The 18,892-nt window shown below is 43.9% G+C and carries 18 protein-coding genes; 7 read left to right on the top strand and 11 right to left on the bottom strand.

Features of this window, described 5'->3' with window-relative positions:
- Positions 1 to 60: 60 nt before the first annotated feature.
- From J7I42_RS11145 to J7I42_RS11135, 3 genes are all read right to left on the bottom strand, one after another.
- Positions 61 to 2,442, bottom strand: a complete 2,382-nt coding sequence (locus J7I42_RS11145; protein ID WP_209138856.1) for a glycoside hydrolase family 3 N-terminal domain-containing protein — start codon at positions 2,440 to 2,442, stop codon at positions 61 to 63.
- Between the two features lie 128 nt (positions 2,443 to 2,570).
- Positions 2,571 to 4,127: a BACON domain-containing protein gene (locus J7I42_RS11140; protein ID WP_209138855.1), complete on the bottom strand. Its 1,557-nt coding sequence runs from the start codon at positions 4,125 to 4,127 to the stop codon at positions 2,571 to 2,573.
- A gap of 130 nt (positions 4,128 to 4,257) precedes the next feature.
- Positions 4,258 to 4,824 carry a Crp/Fnr family transcriptional regulator gene (locus tag J7I42_RS11135; protein WP_209139157.1) on the bottom strand — a complete coding sequence of 189 codons (567 nt, stop codon included), beginning with the start codon at positions 4,822 to 4,824 and terminating at the stop codon, positions 4,258 to 4,260.
- 83 nt (positions 4,825 to 4,907) lie between these two features.
- Between J7I42_RS11135 and J7I42_RS11130 the strand changes: the two genes are divergently transcribed.
- From J7I42_RS11130 to J7I42_RS11120, 3 genes are all read left to right on the top strand, one after another.
- Positions 4,908 to 5,600 carry an HAD family hydrolase gene (locus J7I42_RS11130; RefSeq protein WP_209138854.1) on the top strand — a complete coding sequence of 231 codons (693 nt, stop codon included), beginning with the start codon at positions 4,908 to 4,910 and terminating at the stop codon, positions 5,598 to 5,600.
- A 2-nt stretch (positions 5,601 to 5,602) separates the two neighbouring features.
- Positions 5,603 to 6,256 (top strand): chloramphenicol acetyltransferase, encoded by a 654-nt coding sequence (locus J7I42_RS11125; RefSeq protein ID WP_209138853.1) that lies wholly within the window; start codon positions 5,603 to 5,605, stop codon positions 6,254 to 6,256.
- 88 nt (positions 6,257 to 6,344) lie between these two features.
- Positions 6,345 to 6,851: a hypothetical protein gene (locus J7I42_RS11120; RefSeq protein ID WP_209138852.1), complete on the top strand. Its 507-nt coding sequence runs from the start codon at positions 6,345 to 6,347 to the stop codon at positions 6,849 to 6,851.
- Positions 6,852 to 7,028: 177 nt separating this feature from the next.
- Here J7I42_RS11120 and J7I42_RS35335 read toward each other — a convergent pair whose 3' ends face one another.
- The 4 genes from J7I42_RS35335 to J7I42_RS11105 form a co-directional block, all read right to left on the bottom strand.
- Entirely contained in the window at positions 7,029 to 7,154 is a 126-nt protein-coding gene (locus J7I42_RS35335; protein ID WP_262898105.1) for a hypothetical protein, read from the bottom strand.
- A gap of 11 nt (positions 7,155 to 7,165) precedes the next feature.
- The gene (locus J7I42_RS11115) at positions 7,166 to 8,797 is read right to left on the bottom strand and encodes a glycoside hydrolase family protein (RefSeq protein ID WP_209138851.1); all 1,632 of its coding nucleotides are present in this window, start codon (positions 8,795 to 8,797) and stop codon (positions 7,166 to 7,168) included.
- Positions 8,798 to 8,988: 191 nt separating this feature from the next.
- The gene (locus J7I42_RS11110; RefSeq protein ID WP_209138850.1) at positions 8,989 to 9,462 is read right to left on the bottom strand and encodes a Dps family protein; all 474 of its coding nucleotides are present in this window, start codon (positions 9,460 to 9,462) and stop codon (positions 8,989 to 8,991) included.
- A gap of 10 nt (positions 9,463 to 9,472) precedes the next feature.
- The gene (locus tag J7I42_RS11105) at positions 9,473 to 10,528 is read right to left on the bottom strand and encodes an alpha/beta hydrolase (protein WP_209138849.1); all 1,056 of its coding nucleotides are present in this window, start codon (positions 10,526 to 10,528) and stop codon (positions 9,473 to 9,475) included.
- A 177-nt stretch (positions 10,529 to 10,705) separates the two neighbouring features.
- Between J7I42_RS11105 and J7I42_RS11100 the strand changes: the two genes are divergently transcribed.
- Positions 10,706 to 11,401 carry a LytR/AlgR family response regulator transcription factor gene (locus J7I42_RS11100; RefSeq protein WP_209138848.1) on the top strand — a complete coding sequence of 232 codons (696 nt, stop codon included), beginning with the start codon at positions 10,706 to 10,708 and terminating at the stop codon, positions 11,399 to 11,401.
- A gap of 92 nt (positions 11,402 to 11,493) precedes the next feature.
- Positions 11,494 to 13,662 carry an ATP-binding protein gene (locus tag J7I42_RS11095; protein WP_209138847.1) on the top strand — a complete coding sequence of 723 codons (2,169 nt, stop codon included), beginning with the start codon at positions 11,494 to 11,496 and terminating at the stop codon, positions 13,660 to 13,662.
- 3 nt (positions 13,663 to 13,665) lie between these two features.
- Here J7I42_RS11095 and J7I42_RS35330 read toward each other — a convergent pair whose 3' ends face one another.
- Positions 13,666 to 14,385 carry a carbonic anhydrase gene (locus J7I42_RS35330; RefSeq protein WP_209138846.1) on the bottom strand — a complete coding sequence of 240 codons (720 nt, stop codon included), beginning with the start codon at positions 14,383 to 14,385 and terminating at the stop codon, positions 13,666 to 13,668.
- Positions 14,386 to 14,403: 18 nt separating this feature from the next.
- Entirely contained in the window at positions 14,404 to 14,889 is a 486-nt protein-coding gene (locus tag J7I42_RS11085) for a hypothetical protein (RefSeq protein WP_209138845.1), read from the bottom strand.
- Positions 14,890 to 15,095: 206 nt separating this feature from the next.
- On the opposite strand from J7I42_RS11085, the gene J7I42_RS11080 reads away from it, so the two are divergent.
- Positions 15,096 to 15,683 (top strand): hypothetical protein, encoded by a 588-nt coding sequence (locus J7I42_RS11080; RefSeq protein WP_209138844.1) that lies wholly within the window; start codon positions 15,096 to 15,098, stop codon positions 15,681 to 15,683.
- Between the two features lie 89 nt (positions 15,684 to 15,772).
- On the opposite strand, the gene J7I42_RS11075 is transcribed toward J7I42_RS11080, so the two are convergent.
- The gene (locus J7I42_RS11075) at positions 15,773 to 16,240 is read right to left on the bottom strand and encodes an RDD family protein (protein ID WP_209138843.1); all 468 of its coding nucleotides are present in this window, start codon (positions 16,238 to 16,240) and stop codon (positions 15,773 to 15,775) included.
- Positions 16,241 to 16,417: 177 nt separating this feature from the next.
- Between J7I42_RS11075 and J7I42_RS11070 the strand changes: the two genes are divergently transcribed.
- A complete protein-coding gene (locus tag J7I42_RS11070; protein ID WP_209138842.1) occupies positions 16,418 to 16,765 on the top strand; it encodes a DHCW motif cupin fold protein in 348 nt (115 codons plus the stop codon).
- A gap of 101 nt (positions 16,766 to 16,866) precedes the next feature.
- Here the strand turns inward: J7I42_RS11070 and J7I42_RS11065 are convergent, their stop codons facing one another.
- A complete protein-coding gene (locus J7I42_RS11065; protein ID WP_209138841.1) occupies positions 16,867 to 18,879 on the bottom strand; it encodes a RagB/SusD family nutrient uptake outer membrane protein in 2,013 nt (670 codons plus the stop codon).
- Between the last annotated feature and the right edge of the window lie 13 nt (positions 18,880 to 18,892).

Raw genomic sequence — 18,892 nt, 5'->3', positions numbered from 1 at the left:
ATAAATGCATAAAAAGCAAATGGGCCCATAGGGGCCCATTTGTACTTACTACCCATTTACTTATTTTATGAAGAAGCTTTCTTTCTGTTTTATATCGGTTGAAGAAGAACCTACCATTACACTGAACTCACCGGGCTCCAGCACAAACTTCATGTCACGGTTATACAATTTCAATTCTTCACGGGGAATGCTGAAGGAAAGCGTTTTGGTTTCACCTGCTTGCAGATGCACGCGGTCAAAACCTTTCAATAATTTTTCGTACGTTGTTACCGAGCTCAGTACATCCCGAATATAACATTGCACTACTTCATCACCAGCCAGTTTGCCGGTATTGGTAACCTCAACCGTTACGGTAATGGGATCAGCAGCTGTTTTGCCAGTATTTATTTTCAAATTGTTATAGCCAAAGCTGGTATAACTTAAGCCAAAACCAAAGGGATATAAAAGCCCTTTAATTTTTGCCCCTTCGCCCTGATCTGATTGTGCGCCAGGCTTGCTGGGGAAATTCAGGGGTATTTGTCCAACCGATTTTGGCCAGGTAAGCGTAAGCTTGCCACCAGGATTATAATCACCAAACAACACATCAGCGATGGCCGTACCGCCTTTTACGCCGGGGTAACCTGCGTAAACGATGCCATCGATGTATTTGTCGATCCAGTTAATACTCATAGGTTGTGTGCCGAGCAATACCACCACTACTGGTTTGCCGGTTGCTTTGATCGCTTTCACCAGTTCTAACTGATGACCAGGCAAATCAAGACTGGTGCGGCTTTTGTTTTCACCAGCGGTTTGGGTATTCCCCCCTAAAACGACAACTGCAAGCTGTGCCTGTTTGGCAATTTGTACAGCCGAGTCAAGCATAGCCTGTTCTTTTGCATCCAATGGCTCAGGCAGGATTTCACTTTCCGGCCAGCGTTTGTCAACCAGGTCGGCGCCTTTTGCATATAGGACTTTATCGGCGCCCAGTTTTGCCTGAATGCCCTGTAACACATTTACACTGGGAGAACCCAAAGGCCCATAATGCGTATGCGCATAATCGTCATCGGTGGCATTGGGACCAATCACCGCTACTTTTTCCAATCCTTTTGAGAGGGGGAGAATATTATTACCGTTTTTCAGCATCACAACGCTTTCGCGTGAGGCCTGTAGTGCTATCTGCTGGCTGGCTTCGCTGTTCACTAATTTGCGGGTTTCTGCGGCGCTTTCTACATATGGATGATCAAATAAACCCAGCTTGAATTTCACCCGCAATACATCAGCCACCCGATGGTTGATGGTATCCATGGGAATGCGGCCTTCTTTCACCAGTTGACGCAGATAAATAATAATACTATCGGGCGTACGGAAAGTAGTGCGCACGTTCATGCCAGCCATGAAGGCCTGGTAAACGGCTTCTTTTAAATTGGCAGCCACATGGTGTTTGGTGCTCAGGTACTCGAGCGCATCGCTGTCACTCACCACATAACCGGTAAAACCCATTTCAATACGCAGACGCTGGATCAGCCAGTAGTTACTGCCGGAAACGGGAATACCATCATAATCGTTGTATGAGCTCATGATCCCCATGATGCCCGCTTCTTTTATTACTTTTTTAAAGGGATACAACAACAGGTTTTCCACTTCACGCGGCGCCACTTGCGGGTCGGTGCGGGCTTGTCCTTCCCGGGCCCCTTTATTAGCACTGTACACCGCAAAATGCTTGGCAGTTGATGCTACCAGACCATCCTGTTGAATACCTTTTGCCATGGCTATGCCCATGCAGGCTACCAGGTAAGGGTCTTCACCAAAAGATTCTTCCAGCCGGCCCCAGCGTTGGTCACGTGCTACATCCAGAATGGGCGCGTACACATTTGTGTAACCCAATGCACGGGCTTCGCGCCCGGTAATAATACCTTCCTGGTGTACCAGCTCTTTATTCCAGGTCATACCCATATTGAGGGCGGTAGGAAAACCAGTGGCTTCGTATGCTTCAATGCCACGAATGCCTTCATTGGTGAAATCGGCGGGAATACCGAGGCGGGTTTGTTCTATAAAGAAACGCTGGGTCTCGTTCATGGCCCATACGTGCTTTTCCATATTGGTTACCAGTTCAACCGGCTTTGTTTTGCCCCAACCGGCAAAACCGTTCAGGTGTTCATCTATATTGGCAATACCATCTTTCCAGATAGCATTCTTCCATTCAGGAGTTGGTAACGAATCTTTCAAAACCCGGTGCCAGCCATAGAGGGTAGCCATCTGACAGGTCTTTTCTTCCAGCGTCATTTTCGATAACAGGTCGGTAGTGCGGGCGTTTACCGACTGTTTGGGATCTTCATAAATGTCTTTCTTACCGTTTTTATTCAGGTCTATCCAACCGTCCTTATAAATTGTAGTAAGGGGTTTGAATGAGACTACACCAAGCAGGGCAAGCAAGGCAGCATAGGGATATTTTCTTCCTTTCATATTTTGTAATGTGCAAGAAACAAATATATATAGAATGAATCCGTTGCCAGGAAGAATGTTACGCTAACGTTTGCGTAATAAAAAAAGTCCCCGGTGGTGGGCCGGGGCTGTTTGAAGATTAAAATAATTTATTGCAGTTTAAAGATCCAGGTATCACTCTTTCCATGATTGCCGCTTACATCACCATCATTTGCATTAGCAGTATTCGTAACGAGCATTGATCCATCAGCCCAGGCTGCTATACCACAATTGCCATCATACGCCGAGCTGCCAAATGTTTTTTGCCATAAAGTTTTACCACTGTTGTTTAATACAACTACCCAAATATCGGTGGACCCATGGTTTCCGGTTATGCCGCGATCGGTGCTGTTGGAGGTGCTTGAAATGGCAATATTGCCGTTGGGCAAACGCACCATGCTGTTTCCAATATCATCTTTCGATCCACCCAGACAGGCTTGCCAACCAATTTGACCATCATTGGTGAGCTTCACTACCCACATATCATTGTTGGAACCTGAACGCCCAACCACATCTCCATCCACACTGTTTGTTTGCCCCATTACAATGCAGCCACCATCGGTGTCGCCAATAATAGATGAAGATAACTCCAGGCGGGAACCGCCGATAGTCTTACTCCAGACCTTATTTCCATTGGCATCTATTTTTAAGACCAGCAGGTCCTGATCACCATGATTAGCACCCACATCCCCACTATTATTGCTTGAGGTATACCCCACTATTACATAACCGCCATCTGAACTAACAGCGGTTGTAGCAATATACTCATCTCCGGCACCACCAAAAGTTTTGGTCCAAACAACGCCACCATTGGCATTGAATTTTACAACCAATAAGTCCGAGCCACCCCGATTGCTTATAAAATCACCGGTCTTGCTATAGGTATTTCCGGAAGCAAGGCATCCACCATCCGGAGTACTGATTATGGCCCGTGCGAAATCGTGGGATTCCCCACCATATTTATTATTCCACATCACATTTCCAGCTGCGTCATATTTTATTACATCAAGATCAAGGAACTGGTTTGCAGCGTTGAGATTTCCTAAACCTACCGCTCCCCCATCGGGTGAAGCCGCTATCGACCTGTATCCTACACCTATTTGATTAATTTTTCTTTGCCAAAGCAGGTTGCCATCGCTCGTCGCACGGAATGTCCAGCCACTCATCTCGCCCATATTTCCCGATGCGTCGCCATCGGTACTGTTCGAATAACCTGTTGAAACAAACTGGCCATTGGGAAATATAGTCGTTGAGTATATATCCTCAATTTCTGATCCACCGTAACATTTTTGCCACGCCAGGCCGTATGCTTTTCGTGTAATGTTTATCTGCCGGTTTTGCCCATTCCAACCTACCGGGGTAATAGTAACCGTAGCCGTTTGAGCACCTGTTATATTAGCGGCAATAATTTTTATGGTGAGAATCGTAGTATCGCCTGTCGCATTTGTTAATGGATCAACTGATAACCAGGTATCGGACACATTTACTTTCCAATCGATATTTGATTGAATGACCACCGTATCGGTATAGCCGACATCATTGCCTACCTCTATATCGGTACGGCTGATGTTCAAGATGGGATCAGGACCTTTAGCGTCTTTTTTACAGGAATAGCCTAGTATGAGCAACAGGCAAATAATGAAAGATGGGAAAGGATTCGTTAGCATGGGAATGGTTTATTGAATACTAACAAAATTAATATCGGTCATTTATAACCGTTGAAAAACCTTACCAACGTGTCATTTTAGCCAATAACCGTGCAGATTTGGCAGATAAGTGTGTAACCGGGAAGGGCCATTATGCCTTCAATTTTTGCAACGTCCGGTTCAGGCTGCGGATGGTAATACCCAGGTAAGCCGCCATATCTTCCTTGGAGATCTCAAGCCCCTGCATTTGCTGTAATTCCAGCAATTTACCTAACGTATGCTCTACGGTATGTAACTGCTGAAAGGAGGCACGGGTGGCCGTGTTGCTGATGCGTTCGGCAAAAGATTCCAGTAATATTTTATTAAACGTCAGGTCTTTTTCCAGCAACGATTTAAAATAAGAGATGGAAATAGCATATACTTTCACCGGTGTTAATGCCTTTATATTACATAAACAGGGACTATCCTTTATAACCTCAATTTCGCCCATGATCTCTCCCCTGCCCAGGAATTCGACAATAAACTTACGGTCGTCTTCCTCATTAAAATAACATTTGGTGATGCCCTCTTTTAGCAGCAACACTTTGGCAGGCTTTTCCCCCTGCTGCAACAATAATTGCTCCCCGGCATACTCTTTTAAAAGAATGTCTTCCTTATGCTGTTGGATATTATACAGCGGTTCTATAAAAGATAAAAAAGCGTTATTGGTACGAAGCATATTATCAGGTTGGGACAAATGTCCTTTTTATTATTGAAGTAACCCTGGAATTTTGCAAGCTGGAAATATAAACAAATGTAGCTATGAGAACGCAAATAAAAATCATTGCTTTTGATGCGGATGATACCCTTTGGATAAATGAACCTTACTTTCAGGAAGCGGAAAACCATTTCTGCGAATTACTGGCAGGTTATTTACCACCCGACGCCGCCCGTCAGGAACTGTTTAATACCGAAATGAAAAACTTACACCTGTATGGTTACGGGATAAAAGGAGTTATTCTTTGCATGATTGAAACCATTACCCGGGTTTCGAATGGAACGGCCCCGCTGCAGTTGATCAACCAGGTGCTGGAACTGGGTAATGACATGTTAGAAAAACCCATCGAGATCCTGGAAGGCGTTGAAGAAACACTCAATGCGTTACAGGGCAAATACCGGCTGGTTATTGCCACCAAAGGCGATCTGCTTGACCAGGAAAGAAAACTAAACAAATCAGGCCTGCAGAATTATTTTCATCACATAGAGATCATGAGCAATAAAAAGGTCGCCAATTATCAAAAGCTGTTGAAACACCTGGATTGTTCACCGGCCAATTTTCTGATGCTGGGCAATTCAGTAAAATCAGATGTGTTGCCAGTACTGGCATTGGACGCATTTGCCGCACACATTCCATTTCATACTACCTGGCAACACGAATTACATGAAGAAAAAGTGGAACACCCCAACCTGCTTTCATTAAACAATATTGCTGACATCATTCAATATTTAGATTAGCCATGAAAACACCGATCGATATAAACAACTGGGTTAGAAAAGACCATTATAGGTTCTTTTCCCAATTTGAAGAACCCTTTTTTGGAATAACCGTTTCCATAGATTGTACAGCTGCATATCACTATGCCAAAGAGAATGCGATCTCCTTTTTCCAGTATTACCTGTACCAGTCATTAAAAGCGGCCAATAGCATTGAGAATTTCCGGTATCGCATTGTGAACGGAGAAGTTTATCTGTTCGATCAGATCAATGCCTCGCCTACCGTTCATCGCGCAGATGGAACTTTTGGGTTTTCTTACATAGATTATAGCGACAATGAAGATGTTTTTTATGCCAACGCCACCCAGATAGTTGAAGCAGAGAAACTGGCGAGCGGATTAACCCCGGCGGTATCAGGAGAAAACGTTATTCATTTCTCCGCCCTGCCCTGGCTAAACTTCACCTCGGTTTCCCATGCGCGGTGCTTTTCGTTTGCAGATAGCAGTCCGAAAATCACCTTTGGAAAGATCACGGAGGAAAATGGGAATAAGTTTCTGCCGGTATCGATACATGTTCATCATGCACTGGTGGATGGCTACCACGTAGGGCTTTTTGTTGAGCAGTTTCAAACATTAATGAATAGGACAAAGAAACAGCTGCCAGTTGTTAACAGCTGACAAGTGTTATATCCTAAAAAGCTGAAAATTCCGGGTATTTATGAATAATTAAAATGTTTTACTACTTTAGTCGCAAATAAACTACCCTATGAAGAAAATCCTACTAACCCTTTCAGGTGTTTGCAATTGGCTCATTTTTTTTGAACTATTATTTGCCGTGTGGTCGTTATTTGGCATTTTTTCCATGATTAACGGTGGATATACTGATTGGCAGATCTGGGCCTCCTTTGCGATTTACAGTACCCTGCTTTATCTTTTTGTAACCTTAAAAAATAAAATAGTCTTCTTCCGCGATAACGATGAAGAAAGTTTGTTAGAGGTGGATCCCACTGCCATTGTTCCAAACGGGTTCAGTACTCTTTTATTGGGCTTGTTTTCTATACATATGTTGTGGGCGCTCTATCTGGGAATAAGAGGTCTTGACGCACTACTCTATTCATTCATATCCTTCTCATTCAGAGGATATATGCTTCTCACTATTTTGACCTTTTTTATATTACCATTGGGAGTGGTTATAAATGGAGTAAGGCTGTATATTTTGATACTCAAATTCTACCGGCTTAAAAAACCCATTCGAATGATTGATAATGCATAATATACATTAAATATCTTTTTTCCATACCACTTGCATACATTGCATTAGTATGGGATACTATAAATACAAAAGCCTGCCATCGTTGAGTGGCAGGCTTTTGTATAACAAGCACTTTTGAAACTATATATCCTTTTATTGGCTGCATGACGCAGCCGAAAAAACTTTTAGAGACGACCACTATTTCTTGCCATACATGGCTTCTTTTATTTTTAAAAGAACATCAGGGAAACCGTTTTTTTCAATGAATTCCTTGGCTTCCTGACTTTTTTTATCCTTCCTTGGGTCCCTCACTATAAAATTCATTACCCACTCTTCTACAACCCCTTCAACAGCTCTTCTAACACTGCAGGGTCCATCTTCACCTTTACCATACCCATAGGACGGAACCGTTTGTTGGGCTGGTTGTAAGCCGCATATACGATCGTATAAACATTGTCGCCTTCAGGGAGCAGGCATAACGGCGTGCGCATGGTACTCCACCAGCGTTTTACTTTGGTGTGCAGGGGAATGTAACGGGCTTCGCTCCAGTGTATCCCATCTTTTGAAAGTGTGTAGCCGATCATATTGGGGAAATGATGTGCACCACCATCGGGCCCACCATCAAACACAGTTATATATGCGCCGTTTTGCAATTTATATACAATGGGATTTTCAACAAACTCGGGATTGATACTTTTAACCGGATTAACTGTAGTATCCAACCGTTTCCACGGACCATCCATGGAAGCTGATTTTGCCAATCCGATAAACCAGCCAGTGCCAGTCTTCTTAGGATAATCGGCCCAGGTTTTAAATGGGTAAGCGCCGGCATAAAAACCCAGCCAGCCATCCTGTACCGGATAAGGATAAAAGGAAGCCACGCCCTGCCGGCCCTCCCAGGGTTGTGCATCAAGACCTGGCTCCATGATCAGCTGTCCTTCATCGTAAGGACCACCAATGCCTTCCATTCCCTTTGTCTGAGATTTTGTGCACCAGATGCGGCCAAAGGAATGATTGGGTTGTATGTTTCGATCTACTGTATACGCCAGGTAATAACCATACCACCGGTCTTCTTTTTCATTAAACACCGCGTTGTACGACCAAATAGCACCGCGCCGGTCGTTCATTGGGTTATCTTCTTCGGCAATAGCATATTTACCACTTGCCTGATAGATGGTGCCTACCCGTTTCCAATGAATGGCATCAGGGCTTTCCCAATGACCTATCCGGGTTTTAACACGATCATAATAAGGTTCCACGCCTATTTCACCGGCGCGTTCTGTAGGGAACATATGGTAGGTATTTCCCACTTTCACACAGGTACCCCCTTCAAAACCACCCTGTACGCCTTCAGTACCCGGCATACCTTCATCAATAACGGGTTTGTCGGGCCCGCCAATGATCTCAAAAAGCCGGTGGCCATCAGTTAGTCCATCTGTGATATAAGGACGCCAGAGCCGGCCGTCAGGAAGATGGGCGCTTTGCATGGAAAGCTGTTGATCGGCGCCAATAACGCCGGCAATAAATCCTTCTTTACTTTCATAGCTCACATTTTGCCATCCTTTTTTGTAAGGGACTTTATATAAAGAATAAGGCGGCAGTCCGGTAACGGTGAAAGCACTATCAATTACCAGCTGGGTATTTGCAGTATGTAATTGCAGCCCCTGGGGAAGGGCAATAAGTACGTTTACGGAGGAGGGGAATTTCAGTTGAACCGCATTGGAGGCATCATTGCTTCTGACACCTGTTAACTCCGTGAGCGCCGGGGCCAAACGGATGATGGCATTTTTACTACCGGTAAACGGATAGCAGGGGTTCATTAACCGGAACGTATAGCCTTGTGACGGCTTTACATTAAAAGTAACTGGCTTTAAAGTCACGGGCATTTCCTGGGCAGCTGCATTAAACGATGCAGTAACAACGAAAAGAACAGAAATATTAAAAAAGAGTGATCTGTAATTCATCATATGGCAATAGATTAGCTATCGCCGTAAAACTAGCTCCTATGTATGAAAAATTGTCCTGTACTATCTGGCTATTTTAAATAAAAAAGCCCTCCCGACAAGTCGGGAGGGCAGGTTGGGCTACAAGGGGTGTTGCCCTGCTCATGTGACCCTTGCTTCTATCACACTTAACCCATTCCTATTTCACCTATCACCTACTTCAGATGCGCGCGTAAGAACCAGGCCATCTTCTCATGCGTTCTCATTAACCCGGTAATAAAATCGCTGGTCCCCTCGTCGTAATACTCGTTGGCAAATACATCGATGTGTTTACGCAGCTTTATAATGATGTGATCATGATCTTCGAGCATTTCCTTTATAAATCCCTCTCCATCGTTGCGTTGCCTGAAGATCTCAGTTAATTCTGTCAGTTCCAGGTAAGCACCCAGCGTTGCCGGCGCGTAATGCCCCAATTGCCGTATTCGTTCTGCTACATCATCTACAATATCCTGCAACTCGTTGTACTGGGTTTCAAAGAACAAATGCTTGTTAATAAAATCAGGCCCCTCTACATTCCAGTGGGCATTCCTTGCCTTTGTATAAAGAACAAATTCATCTGCCAGTAACTTGCTTAACTCATGGGCCACTTCTGACGTGTTGACTTCATTTATACCAATATTCGCTTTCATGATCATTTTTTTATTTAAGTGCGTTTTTCAATTCAGTAGCTGCCTGTAACATCGCCGAACGGGTAGCCGGCAGGGTGGCGAGCGGGTTCAACAAACCCCAGTCGTGTATTACGCCATCGTAACGGGTTATGGTCACCTTCACCCCTGCTTCATCCAGTTTATGTCCATAGGCCTCGCCTTCATCCCGCAACACATCGTTCTCTGCTGTTTGGACCAATGCAGGGGGTAACCCTTTCAACTGTTCGGAGCTTGCTTTCAATGGAGAAGCATAGATCAGGTTTCGCTGGTTTATATCGGTTGTATAATTATCCCAGAACCAGATCATCATATTTTTAGTAAGGAACCGACCATCTGCGTAAGCGTTATAGGAACCGGTTTCGAAATTGGCATTTGTCACAGGCCATAACAGCGCCTGGTATTTTATCTCAGGCCCCTTTTTATCTTTTGCCATCAACGATACCACCGCCGCCATATTACCCCCTACACTATTTCCGGCTACTGCCAGCTTGCTTCCATTCACGCCAATTTCATAGCCATGTAAGGACACCCATTTGGTAGCTGCATAAGCCTGATCGATGGCTAGCGGATAATGCGCCTCTGGTGATGGCGTATAATCCGGAAACACGGCTGCTGCGCCACTTTCCACTACCAGGTCACGCACCATACGGCGGTGCGTTGGATAATCGCCCAGCACCCAGCCTCCGCCATGGAAAAACATAAACACAGGCAGACCGATCTTTGCCCCGGCTGGCTTAACAATATGGATCTTCACCGTAATGCCATCCTGCGTAACGGTCTTCTCGCTTTCTTCAATACCTGAATAATCAACCGTAACCGATTTTTGCGCCCCGATCAACACCTGGCGGGCTTCCGCCGGGGTCATCTGTTCCATTGGTTTTCCATCACCTGCGTTTAATGCTTTCAGAAATACCCGAACGTCGTGATATATATGTGGGTCGTTTTCTGCTTTTACTGAATTAGATTGTGCCATAGCATTTGTAATAATTAATTGACTAAATAAACCTGTGACGAAAGGATATTTCATCCCTGACAATATATTTTTCATTAATGTTTTTTTATTGATGACTTGAGTAGGCTTGATTGCTAGCAAAACATTGTACTGTAAAACCTGGTGCAACTTACTTCAGGATCAAAGCGGGTTAAAGGGCCAGTCGTTCAACAAGCCAAACGGATCGGTAACAGGGGCTTTTTGCAAGTCGGCCATATTGTTTATCTTTAAGATATGAATGTCCTGATCGTAGACGATAATGAAATAGCCAGAGCTACACTGATCCAGCTAGCCAGCCGGGTAAAAGACATTACAGTAGTAGGAGAATGCATTGACGCTATGCAGGCTTATAATGTGTTGCAGGAGGAAGCCGTTGATGTGATACTGCTGGATATTGAAATGCCTGGAATGACGGGTCTGGAGCTGATAAGGAACCTGGGAACAAAACGGCCATTGATCATTTTCACTACCTCCAAAAGAGAATATGCGGTTGATGCCTTTGAATTGAATGTGGCCGATTATCTTATAAAACCCATTACCAGCAGCCGGTTTATTCAGGCCATTGATAAAGCCAGGGACTTGCTGGAGAGCAAGGAAGACCAGTTCAATATCAATACCAATGAATTTATATTCATCCGGGATTCCAATGTGGTGAGAAGACTTGAACTGGATGATATTCTTTTTGCGGAGGCTATGGGCGATTATGTAAAACTACACACCAGCCAGCGTTTTTATGCCATTCACAACTCGCTTAAAGCAGTAGAACATCACCTGCCGGCACAAAAATTCCTTCGGGTGCACCGGTCTTTTATTGTAGCGATCGATAAAATTGATACTATACGGGATGGGGTACTGATCGTACATGAAAAAACAGTACCGGTCGCTGACGCTTACAGGGCTACTTTAAACAAGAGAATGAATGTGTTATAGGCCATCGCCTGAATTTCCTTTTTTACCGATCGATTTTCCTTTTTTGCAGAGTACCCGCTTCTCAATTGGCAAGGCACAATTAATTTAGCATCATGTCAGGAAAAAGGATCATATTCTATATTCTCGGCGCCTTCATTATAGGAACAATTATACTCATCTATGTGGAGTATAATTCAACTAAACACCTGAATTCCCTCATTCGGGCCAATAAAGAGCTCATGGGTGAATTTAAGATCACCGAGAATATGTTGAATGCCGCGAAAAGCAAAGTGGTGATTGAAAGAAAGATCCGGGGATTTATCGAATCGGGAGATACTGGCTATTTAACCGGATTACACTCAGAGTTCGACGAAATACAGCGCTCTCAGCATTATCTGATGTCTATTCCCGGTGATTCCCACACCGTGGCGCTCATTCACAAGCTCGACACCAACATCCAAACAAAGATCAACCTCTTTCATAGCGTGCTACATGCCTACCACCGGCACGGCGTAAAAGCAGCTGAAGATACCATTAATTCAAATTTACCCGAATGGGTCTCCTACAACATTGAGAGCAACGTACGGGAAATAACCGATGCCAGAAGAGATGAGTTGTCGAAAATTACCAACTCCGTTCAACGCAGTGGAAAAAAGGCGCTTGAATTCAGTTATATTCTTATTGCATTGGTGTTACTGGCAGCAGGCGTACTCTTGTGGTATATTCTGTATATGATCCAGAAACTGATCAGGTCTGAAAGAAAAGTGCGGGAAACAGCGCGCATTAAAGAGAACTTTCTTGCTAACATGAGCCACGAAATACGTACGCCCATGAATGCCATCCTTGGTTTCACCCAACTTCTGGGACAGAAAAAAATGGATGCTGATGCCAAACATTTTGTTTCTACCATCCAGAGTTCCGGTGAAAACCTGCTAACTATCGTGAATGACATCCTCGACATTTCAAAAATTGAAGCAGGGATGATGCGGATCGAGAAACTACCCTTCAGCCTGCGCGGACTGGTAAATTCCATAGAGCAGATGGTGGAACAAAGGGTGCATTCAAAAGGGATCGCTTTAACCACCTCTATAGATAGTTCTTTACCAGATATCCTGGAAGGGGACCCCGTAAGGCTCACACAAATAATCAATAACCTGTTGAGCAACGCGATCAAATTCACTGAGCGGGGATCTATCTCTTTAAAGATCACAAAAAAAGAGATCGTCAGCAATACGGTTATCCTTAATATCGACATCAGTGATACGGGCATTGGTATTGAACCGCAAAAACTAAAACAAATATTTGGCCGTTTCCAGCAGGCTGATGATACCATTACCCGTCAATACGGCGGCACAGGACTGGGCTTATCGATCGTAAAAGACCTGGTTGACCTACTGAAAGGGACCATCAGCGTGGAAAGTGCGCCGGGTACAGGTACCGCTTTTCATCTTGCCCTTCCCTATATCATTTCAACTCAACAGATCCCTAATAACCTGGGCATTTCGGAAGTACCACTCGCCAACCATGTTCATCCCAATTTCCATATCCTGATCACGGAAGACAATGAGGCCAATCAAAGCCTGCTAAGCCATATCTTCAAAAACTGGAACATTCAATTCGATATCGCCAACAATGGGCTGGAAGCCATTGAAAAATTAAAGGCGAATGAGTACAATATGGTCCTGATGGATATTCAAATGCCGGTGATGGATGGCTATACCGCTGCCAGAAAAATACGCAATGAATTGAAAGCACCTATCCCCATTGTTGCCATGACGGCACACGCACTGCCTGGTGAAAAAGAAAAGTGTTTGAGCTATGGTATGAACGACTACATCACCAAACCGGTAAAACAGGATCAATTGCGTGCACTCATCAATCGCTTTACCTCCTCTGTTCAACCTATAGTGAATGGGGAAGCTGCCAGATCGGGAGTAGAAACAAACCATTATCAATACATTCAACTCGGTTACCTGGAAGATGTAAGTGCCGGAAATAAAAGCTATGAAAAGGAAGTGACCCAAAAGTTCCTCCAGGCGGTACCGGTGGCACTGCAGCAGTTGGAACAGGCTTTCGGGGAAGGTAATAGTGAGGCCATGAAGCGGATTGCCCACAATTTAAAAACAACCATTTCGGTCATGGGTTTGAATGATATACTGAACCCTTTGCTTGATGAAGTGGAAGCAGGCACCAGTGACCTTCGCAATACAATCAATAAAATAACCTATACCTGCGACCACGCCATGATCGAAGCAAAGCAATTCCATACAACGCTGTTGTAAACTTTACCAGCCATGATCTTTCCAGCTAACTTTACCTGTGTTCACGTCGTATAATGCTCCTTCTATAAGCAATTCATGGTCATCGTATTTTCTTTTTACCGCACCGCTGTGCTGTAAAATATCTCCCATGGTCAACTTTACATTATTTTTTGCAGTAGCATCGTAAGGTGGTTTGTCGTTGGGAACTTTCGCTCTTTTAACATGCTCAATCAATTCGTACAATTCTTTTGCTGATGAATCTACGTTGCCAAAGGCGGCGGCGATAGCTCCACAGTTGGTATGCCCCATTACCACAATTAGATTTACCCCTTTCTCAGCAACGGCATATTCTATGCTTCCCAGAATATCATCATCCTGGATATTGCCAGCAACCCGTAGCACAAACAGGTTCCCAATGCCCTGGTCAAAAATGATCTCAGGTGGCACCCGGGAATCCATGCAAGTAAGAACAGCCGCTATAGGGTGCTGTTCATTTCCCGTTTTTACAATCTGATCGTAATAGTTATAGGAACTGTCGGAGTGAACATTGACAAAAGAAAACTTACTCACAAAGTTTGTATTCCCTGCTTTTAATTTGGCTAATATTTTATCGGCTGTTTGTGGATGTTCAGCATAAGTTGTTACAACCTGTATTGAATCACTTGAATATGCAATAGGTTTTTGGGGCGCGTTTTGGCAGCCAATGAACCACCACATGGCGATAATGAAGATACTTATACGCATACAAAACCAATTTTATTCCTACTTCTTTAATTGCGCTTTGAATTCTCCATAGGTAGGAATGCGTTGCATAATTTGTGCCCGCATGTAAGTCAACAGGTATACTTCGGCCTGGTAAAATTCAAATGCAGTAGTAGCATTGGTGGCCGTCTTTATTTTTTTGTAATATTCCTCCAGGCTTTTTTCCTGGACCATCCGGTTCTCAAAATATTTTTTTGCAAGGGAATCAGCCATCCCGTCTGTCATATTACCATAAGAACTGGCAGTAGTTTCATACAACTGTAACCTGTTCTTTGCAACAGGGGCATTTTTTTTCTGGTATTCCTCATACAATTTCCAGAAAGCAGCAGAATCCTTTGCATCAACAGGCACCAGCCGGGCGATGGCTTCCTTTTTTTGAACGCCCAGTAAATTGATGATCGCGACAGCTTCATCATCTGAGGTCTGGGCAAAACCAGCCAATATAAATGCAGTAAAAAAAGCGGTGAGAAAAAGAGGTTTGATCATAACAACTGTTTGAATTAAAATAACTCAATTATTGCCGGATAGCGATCACCTGCTGTTATTTCACCGTAAAACACCTCTTAGTGTTATTAGCTGCTTTTAGCCATAAATACTCTTTTTGAGTGAAATATTTTACGGTTAAATCAGGGGCCGGCCGTAAAAAGAAATCGGAAATGTTCAAATTTGTCAGGGTTCGTAATAAAATAGATATGAGAAGAATATATAGAGTTATCCGTCGTCATATCATTACCGGTTTTATTTTTTTGATGCCGGTGCTGGTTGCTGTAGCCCTGATCAATAAATTCTGGGACAGAATCATGACCGTTTCAGCAAAAGTGGCAAAACTCCTCTTCATCGATGCATTGATGGGACCGGGTGGAAATGTGCTGGTGGCTCTTGTCTTATTATTCCTGCTGTGTTTGATCGCAGGCTTCCTGGTGAGGCTTACCTTTTTCAAAAGAATGAGTGAGTGGATCGATACTAAACTGGCTGGCTTTATTCCGGGTTATACTGATCTGAAAAAAGAAACGCAAAAAAAGATCGGTGAGGCGCCCAAAGAACCAGAAATTATATTTGAAACCTGTCTGGTTAAAACCCAGGACTACTGGAAACCTGCCTACCTCATTGATGTAGCCGAAAACGGAGATAGCATAGTATTCTTTCCCACCGCCCCCACCTTCGAAACCGGTCAGGTAGCCATAATACCTAAAGACTGCTACAGGAAGCTGACAATAGATTCAACAACGCTTAATACCTGTTTAAAAAAATTAGGTAAAGGGATCACTGTTAGTCTTTAAAAATACTTCTTAAACATTCAAGGCCAAAAAAAAAGCCCACCAACTGCAGTTGGCGGGCAAAGTAAGTATGGTTTCAAAAAAATGTCGCGTTATAACTTTACATCATTAATAACCATGGTATTGGTCCACCTGTCTTGCCAGGGGTTACAGGGGTCACCGAAAGCACTAAATACACAAAGGGGAACGGCCCGGCTAAAACCCCGGCCAATAGCTGTGCCGACAGAGATCCGGCTACCGTCCAGATAAACCGCTCTTGTTTTGGTAATATATTTACCAACAGACTTTCCTTTGAGTAACCCTTCTACTATAGACATAAATATGGCGTAGAAGAAAATTGACATGAGCCTGTCGAGGACATCCGTACCACTATCATCACTTGTCATTGAAGTAAATGTGGGTGGTGATACCATCAAAATAACCATAAAAATGGCCATCACAAACAAATAGAAAACGATAAGATCAATTATATAATTAGCGAAACGCTTTCCGGTGCTGGCTCTTTCATAATAGACTTCATCGGCCAGTAAATCTAGGGTAGGGTTTTGATCAACTTGCATTTGGTTAAGTTTTTAAGGTCAAAATAGGGTGAACAAATACGTTAAACATTCCAAAATACAATAAATATTGGAAACAACATACTTCCTCTTATCAGAAAACAAAACCTGCTGTAACAGAAAAGCCCATTTTTCAATTGGGAAATGCTTTTTTTGCTCACAAGACGTAAAAATTATTCCATGAGCAATTTCAACTTTCAAACAATTGACTGGGACCTAATTCCTGCAACTGAGCATTCCGGCACCAATGGTAAAGCCATTTGGAGGACCTTACAATTGGAAGGATTGCGTATTCGCAGAGTTGATTATTCAATGGGATACCTGGCTGATCACTGGTGTAAAAAAGGGCATATAGTACATTGCCTCGAGGGAGAATTTGTTAGTGAGTTGGATAATGGCCAACAATTCAGGCTTGGCCAGGGCATGACCTACATAGTATCGGATGACCTTAGCAGTCACAGATCGTATTCAGAGAACGGGGTGAAACTTTTAATTATTGATGGAGATTTCCTAAAGCGCTCTAAGTAATTGGTAATGGTAGAAAAAAGCCCCGCCCGATGAATCGGGAGAGGCTCCTGTTGTTTTCGTGGGAGGACAATCTGACAAGCCTCCCGTAATATAAACGCTGCTTAATTCTTACTTTCATCTGCAACCGCATCTTCCCAGTTGTCCCATTTGGGCGTACTGGGGTCATAACCATCATAGCCATAATTCTGACTCAGCTGGCCTTTATAATTTGAGGTAATTGCAACATAAGGAATGGGCCAGTACATATTCTTTTTATCCATTGTATAGTTGGGATTGCTATTACCTGTTGTATTGATCTGGATGGGGCCTTTATTATACAGGCTGTAATGGTTAATACGCTGATACCAATAACTTCCGCCTGTTGGCCCTGTTCCGGCTTGTTTGTCATAATCGTTCAGGTTGTATACATTACCCCATTCATCTGGTTGGCCGCTGCGGGCCAAACACAGCGATACCCGCTTTAACTCTACATTACGCCATTCTTCCCAATACAATTCACGGGCGCGTTCGTTCATAATATCGCCGATAGTAACTGCGCCCTGGTACAGCTGGGTGCATTTGGCTCTTTGCCGCACGGCATTCAGGTCGTCCTTAATAGTTACATCAGACGGATTCACATAATACTTTGCTTCGGCACGCAGCAGATAGGCTTCTGCCAACCGGTAGAGATACCAGTCTGCTATGCCACCGTTGGTCGCTCCCCTGAGTCCGTCGGAACCGGAGACATTGGCTTCGTTAACCGGATCATCCAAAAAGAATTTATAATGGGGCACATCGAACCAGCGGCGAATAGTATCGCTGCATAGCAGGGCGCCGTTGGTATTGTACAAAGTGATCGGGTTGCCAAATTCCTTAGAGGCTTTGTTGTTAACCCGGTAATCTTCCATGCGGATCCAGTTACCTACCTGTGAGTTGTGACGTAAGTCACCCGCATCCATCACTCCATTTACATTCCAAAGTGCATTGGTTGAAAAATTAGTGGGCCTGAAGGTGGCAATACCACGTCCGAACGCCCGCATGTAGTCATACTTTGAGTTATAATTAGCCGCATCAGATCGTCTTATATTCAATAATGCCTGTTTGCCATCTTTTGTCTGGATCCTGGAGTCAAATACAAATGGATACAGGATACGCATGGTGAGCATCTGAACGAATGACTCCTGGTCTGAACCCCTGTTTGGCATTCCCATAATCACCTCGCGGTTGGCCGCGATTAGTTTATTCTCCGGGCGGTGCAGGTCCCAGATCACATTACGGGTAATTGGCCACGTTAGCGGTTCGCCTCCATCGTTAAAGGTGCCAAAGGTATTTTGCATCAACGAATAACCCGACTGGTTGATCAGGATATCAGTCTGTTCCTTTGCCTTGGCATACTCGCCTATGGCCAGGTAACATTTGGCCAGCAGCATCCGGCAGGCGCCTTTATTTATTAATCCTACCGTTGGCATTTCTTTTTGATCGGGCACCCATTGCACCGCAAGTTCCATATCGTGGGCAAGCATTTGCAGGATGGCATCTTTTTTCGTGCTGCGCCAATTTTGCTTGGGCACTTCAATGATCGATGTTACCAACGGGATATCGCCAAACTCGCAAACAAGGTTCATATAGCGAAAGGCGCGATGAAAATAAGCCCGGCCTTTATACATGTTTTTGGTATTCTGGTCAAGCGATTCTATGCCATCTACATATTGTATAATGGTATTGGCATACATGATATTCTTATAGACCTCTTCCCACAAAAACCAGATACTGTTTGTTCTGTCGAGGTTCTGATAAACGGTTTCACTGGAAGGGGTAAGCATATTCGCTACATCGCACAACATGCTGCGTTTATCGGTAGCGCTGGCCACCATCATTTCAGAAAAGATGTATTCCGTTCCCAGTGTAAGCATTTCGGTATGATCTGTTGCCCAGTAAGCTTTCAAAGTCCGGTCGCACAAAGCCATGGCCGATATCAGTCCATTTTCGGTACTGAACGTAGCACCAGGTTCGTAAATAGACAGCGGATCAGGTTTTAAAAATTTCTTGGAGCAACTGCTTAAACATACTACACCAACAAGAAATAAGGTGAGGCAACTAAACACACGATTTAGCTTTTTATTTTTTGGCTGCATATCTTTCAGGCTA

It is taken from the genome of Niastella soli, from assembly GCF_017742245.1.
Classification (GTDB): Bacteria; Bacteroidota; Bacteroidia; order Chitinophagales; family Chitinophagaceae; genus Niastella; species Niastella soli.
Note: the sequence above shows the minus strand (reverse complement) of the source record. Positions and strands in the feature narration are given on the sequence as shown.

Coding starts and splice junctions, on each gene's coding strand:
- J7I42_RS11085 (WP_209138845.1), bottom strand. CDS start 14,889: ATGATCAAACCTCTTTTTCTCACCGCTTTTTTTACTGCATTTATATTG.
- J7I42_RS11130 (WP_209138854.1), top strand. CDS start 4,908: ATGAGAACGCAAATAAAAATCATTGCTTTTGATGCGGATGATACCCTT.
- J7I42_RS11105 (WP_209138849.1), bottom strand. CDS start 10,528: ATGAAAAATATATTGTCAGGGATGAAATATCCTTTCGTCACAGGTTTA.
- J7I42_RS11145 (WP_209138856.1), bottom strand. CDS start 2,442: ATGAAAGGAAGAAAATATCCCTATGCTGCCTTGCTTGCCCTGCTTGGT.
- J7I42_RS35335 (WP_262898105.1), bottom strand. CDS start 7,154: ATGAATTTTATAGTGAGGGACCCAAGGAAGGATAAAAAAAGTCAGGAA.
- J7I42_RS11135 (WP_209139157.1), bottom strand. CDS start 4,824: ATGCTTCGTACCAATAACGCTTTTTTATCTTTTATAGAACCGCTGTAT.
- J7I42_RS11120 (WP_209138852.1), top strand. CDS start 6,345: ATGAAGAAAATCCTACTAACCCTTTCAGGTGTTTGCAATTGGCTCATT.
- J7I42_RS11070 (WP_209138842.1), top strand. CDS start 16,418: ATGAGCAATTTCAACTTTCAAACAATTGACTGGGACCTAATTCCTGCA.
- J7I42_RS11100 (WP_209138848.1), top strand. CDS start 10,706: ATGAATGTCCTGATCGTAGACGATAATGAAATAGCCAGAGCTACACTG.
- J7I42_RS11110 (WP_209138850.1), bottom strand. CDS start 9,462: ATGAAAGCGAATATTGGTATAAATGAAGTCAACACGTCAGAAGTGGCC.
- J7I42_RS11080 (WP_209138844.1), top strand. CDS start 15,096: ATGAGAAGAATATATAGAGTTATCCGTCGTCATATCATTACCGGTTTT.
- J7I42_RS11075 (WP_209138843.1), bottom strand. CDS start 16,240: ATGCAAGTTGATCAAAACCCTACCCTAGATTTACTGGCCGATGAAGTC.
- J7I42_RS11095 (WP_209138847.1), top strand. CDS start 11,494: ATGTCAGGAAAAAGGATCATATTCTATATTCTCGGCGCCTTCATTATA.
- J7I42_RS11140 (WP_209138855.1), bottom strand. CDS start 4,127: ATGCTAACGAATCCTTTCCCATCTTTCATTATTTGCCTGTTGCTCATA.
- J7I42_RS35330 (WP_209138846.1), bottom strand. CDS start 14,385: ATGCGTATAAGTATCTTCATTATCGCCATGTGGTGGTTCATTGGCTGC.
- J7I42_RS11125 (WP_209138853.1), top strand. CDS start 5,603: ATGAAAACACCGATCGATATAAACAACTGGGTTAGAAAAGACCATTAT.
- J7I42_RS11115 (WP_209138851.1), bottom strand. CDS start 8,797: ATGATGAATTACAGATCACTCTTTTTTAATATTTCTGTTCTTTTCGTT.
- J7I42_RS11065 (WP_209138841.1), bottom strand. CDS start 18,879: ATGCAGCCAAAAAATAAAAAGCTAAATCGTGTGTTTAGTTGCCTCACC.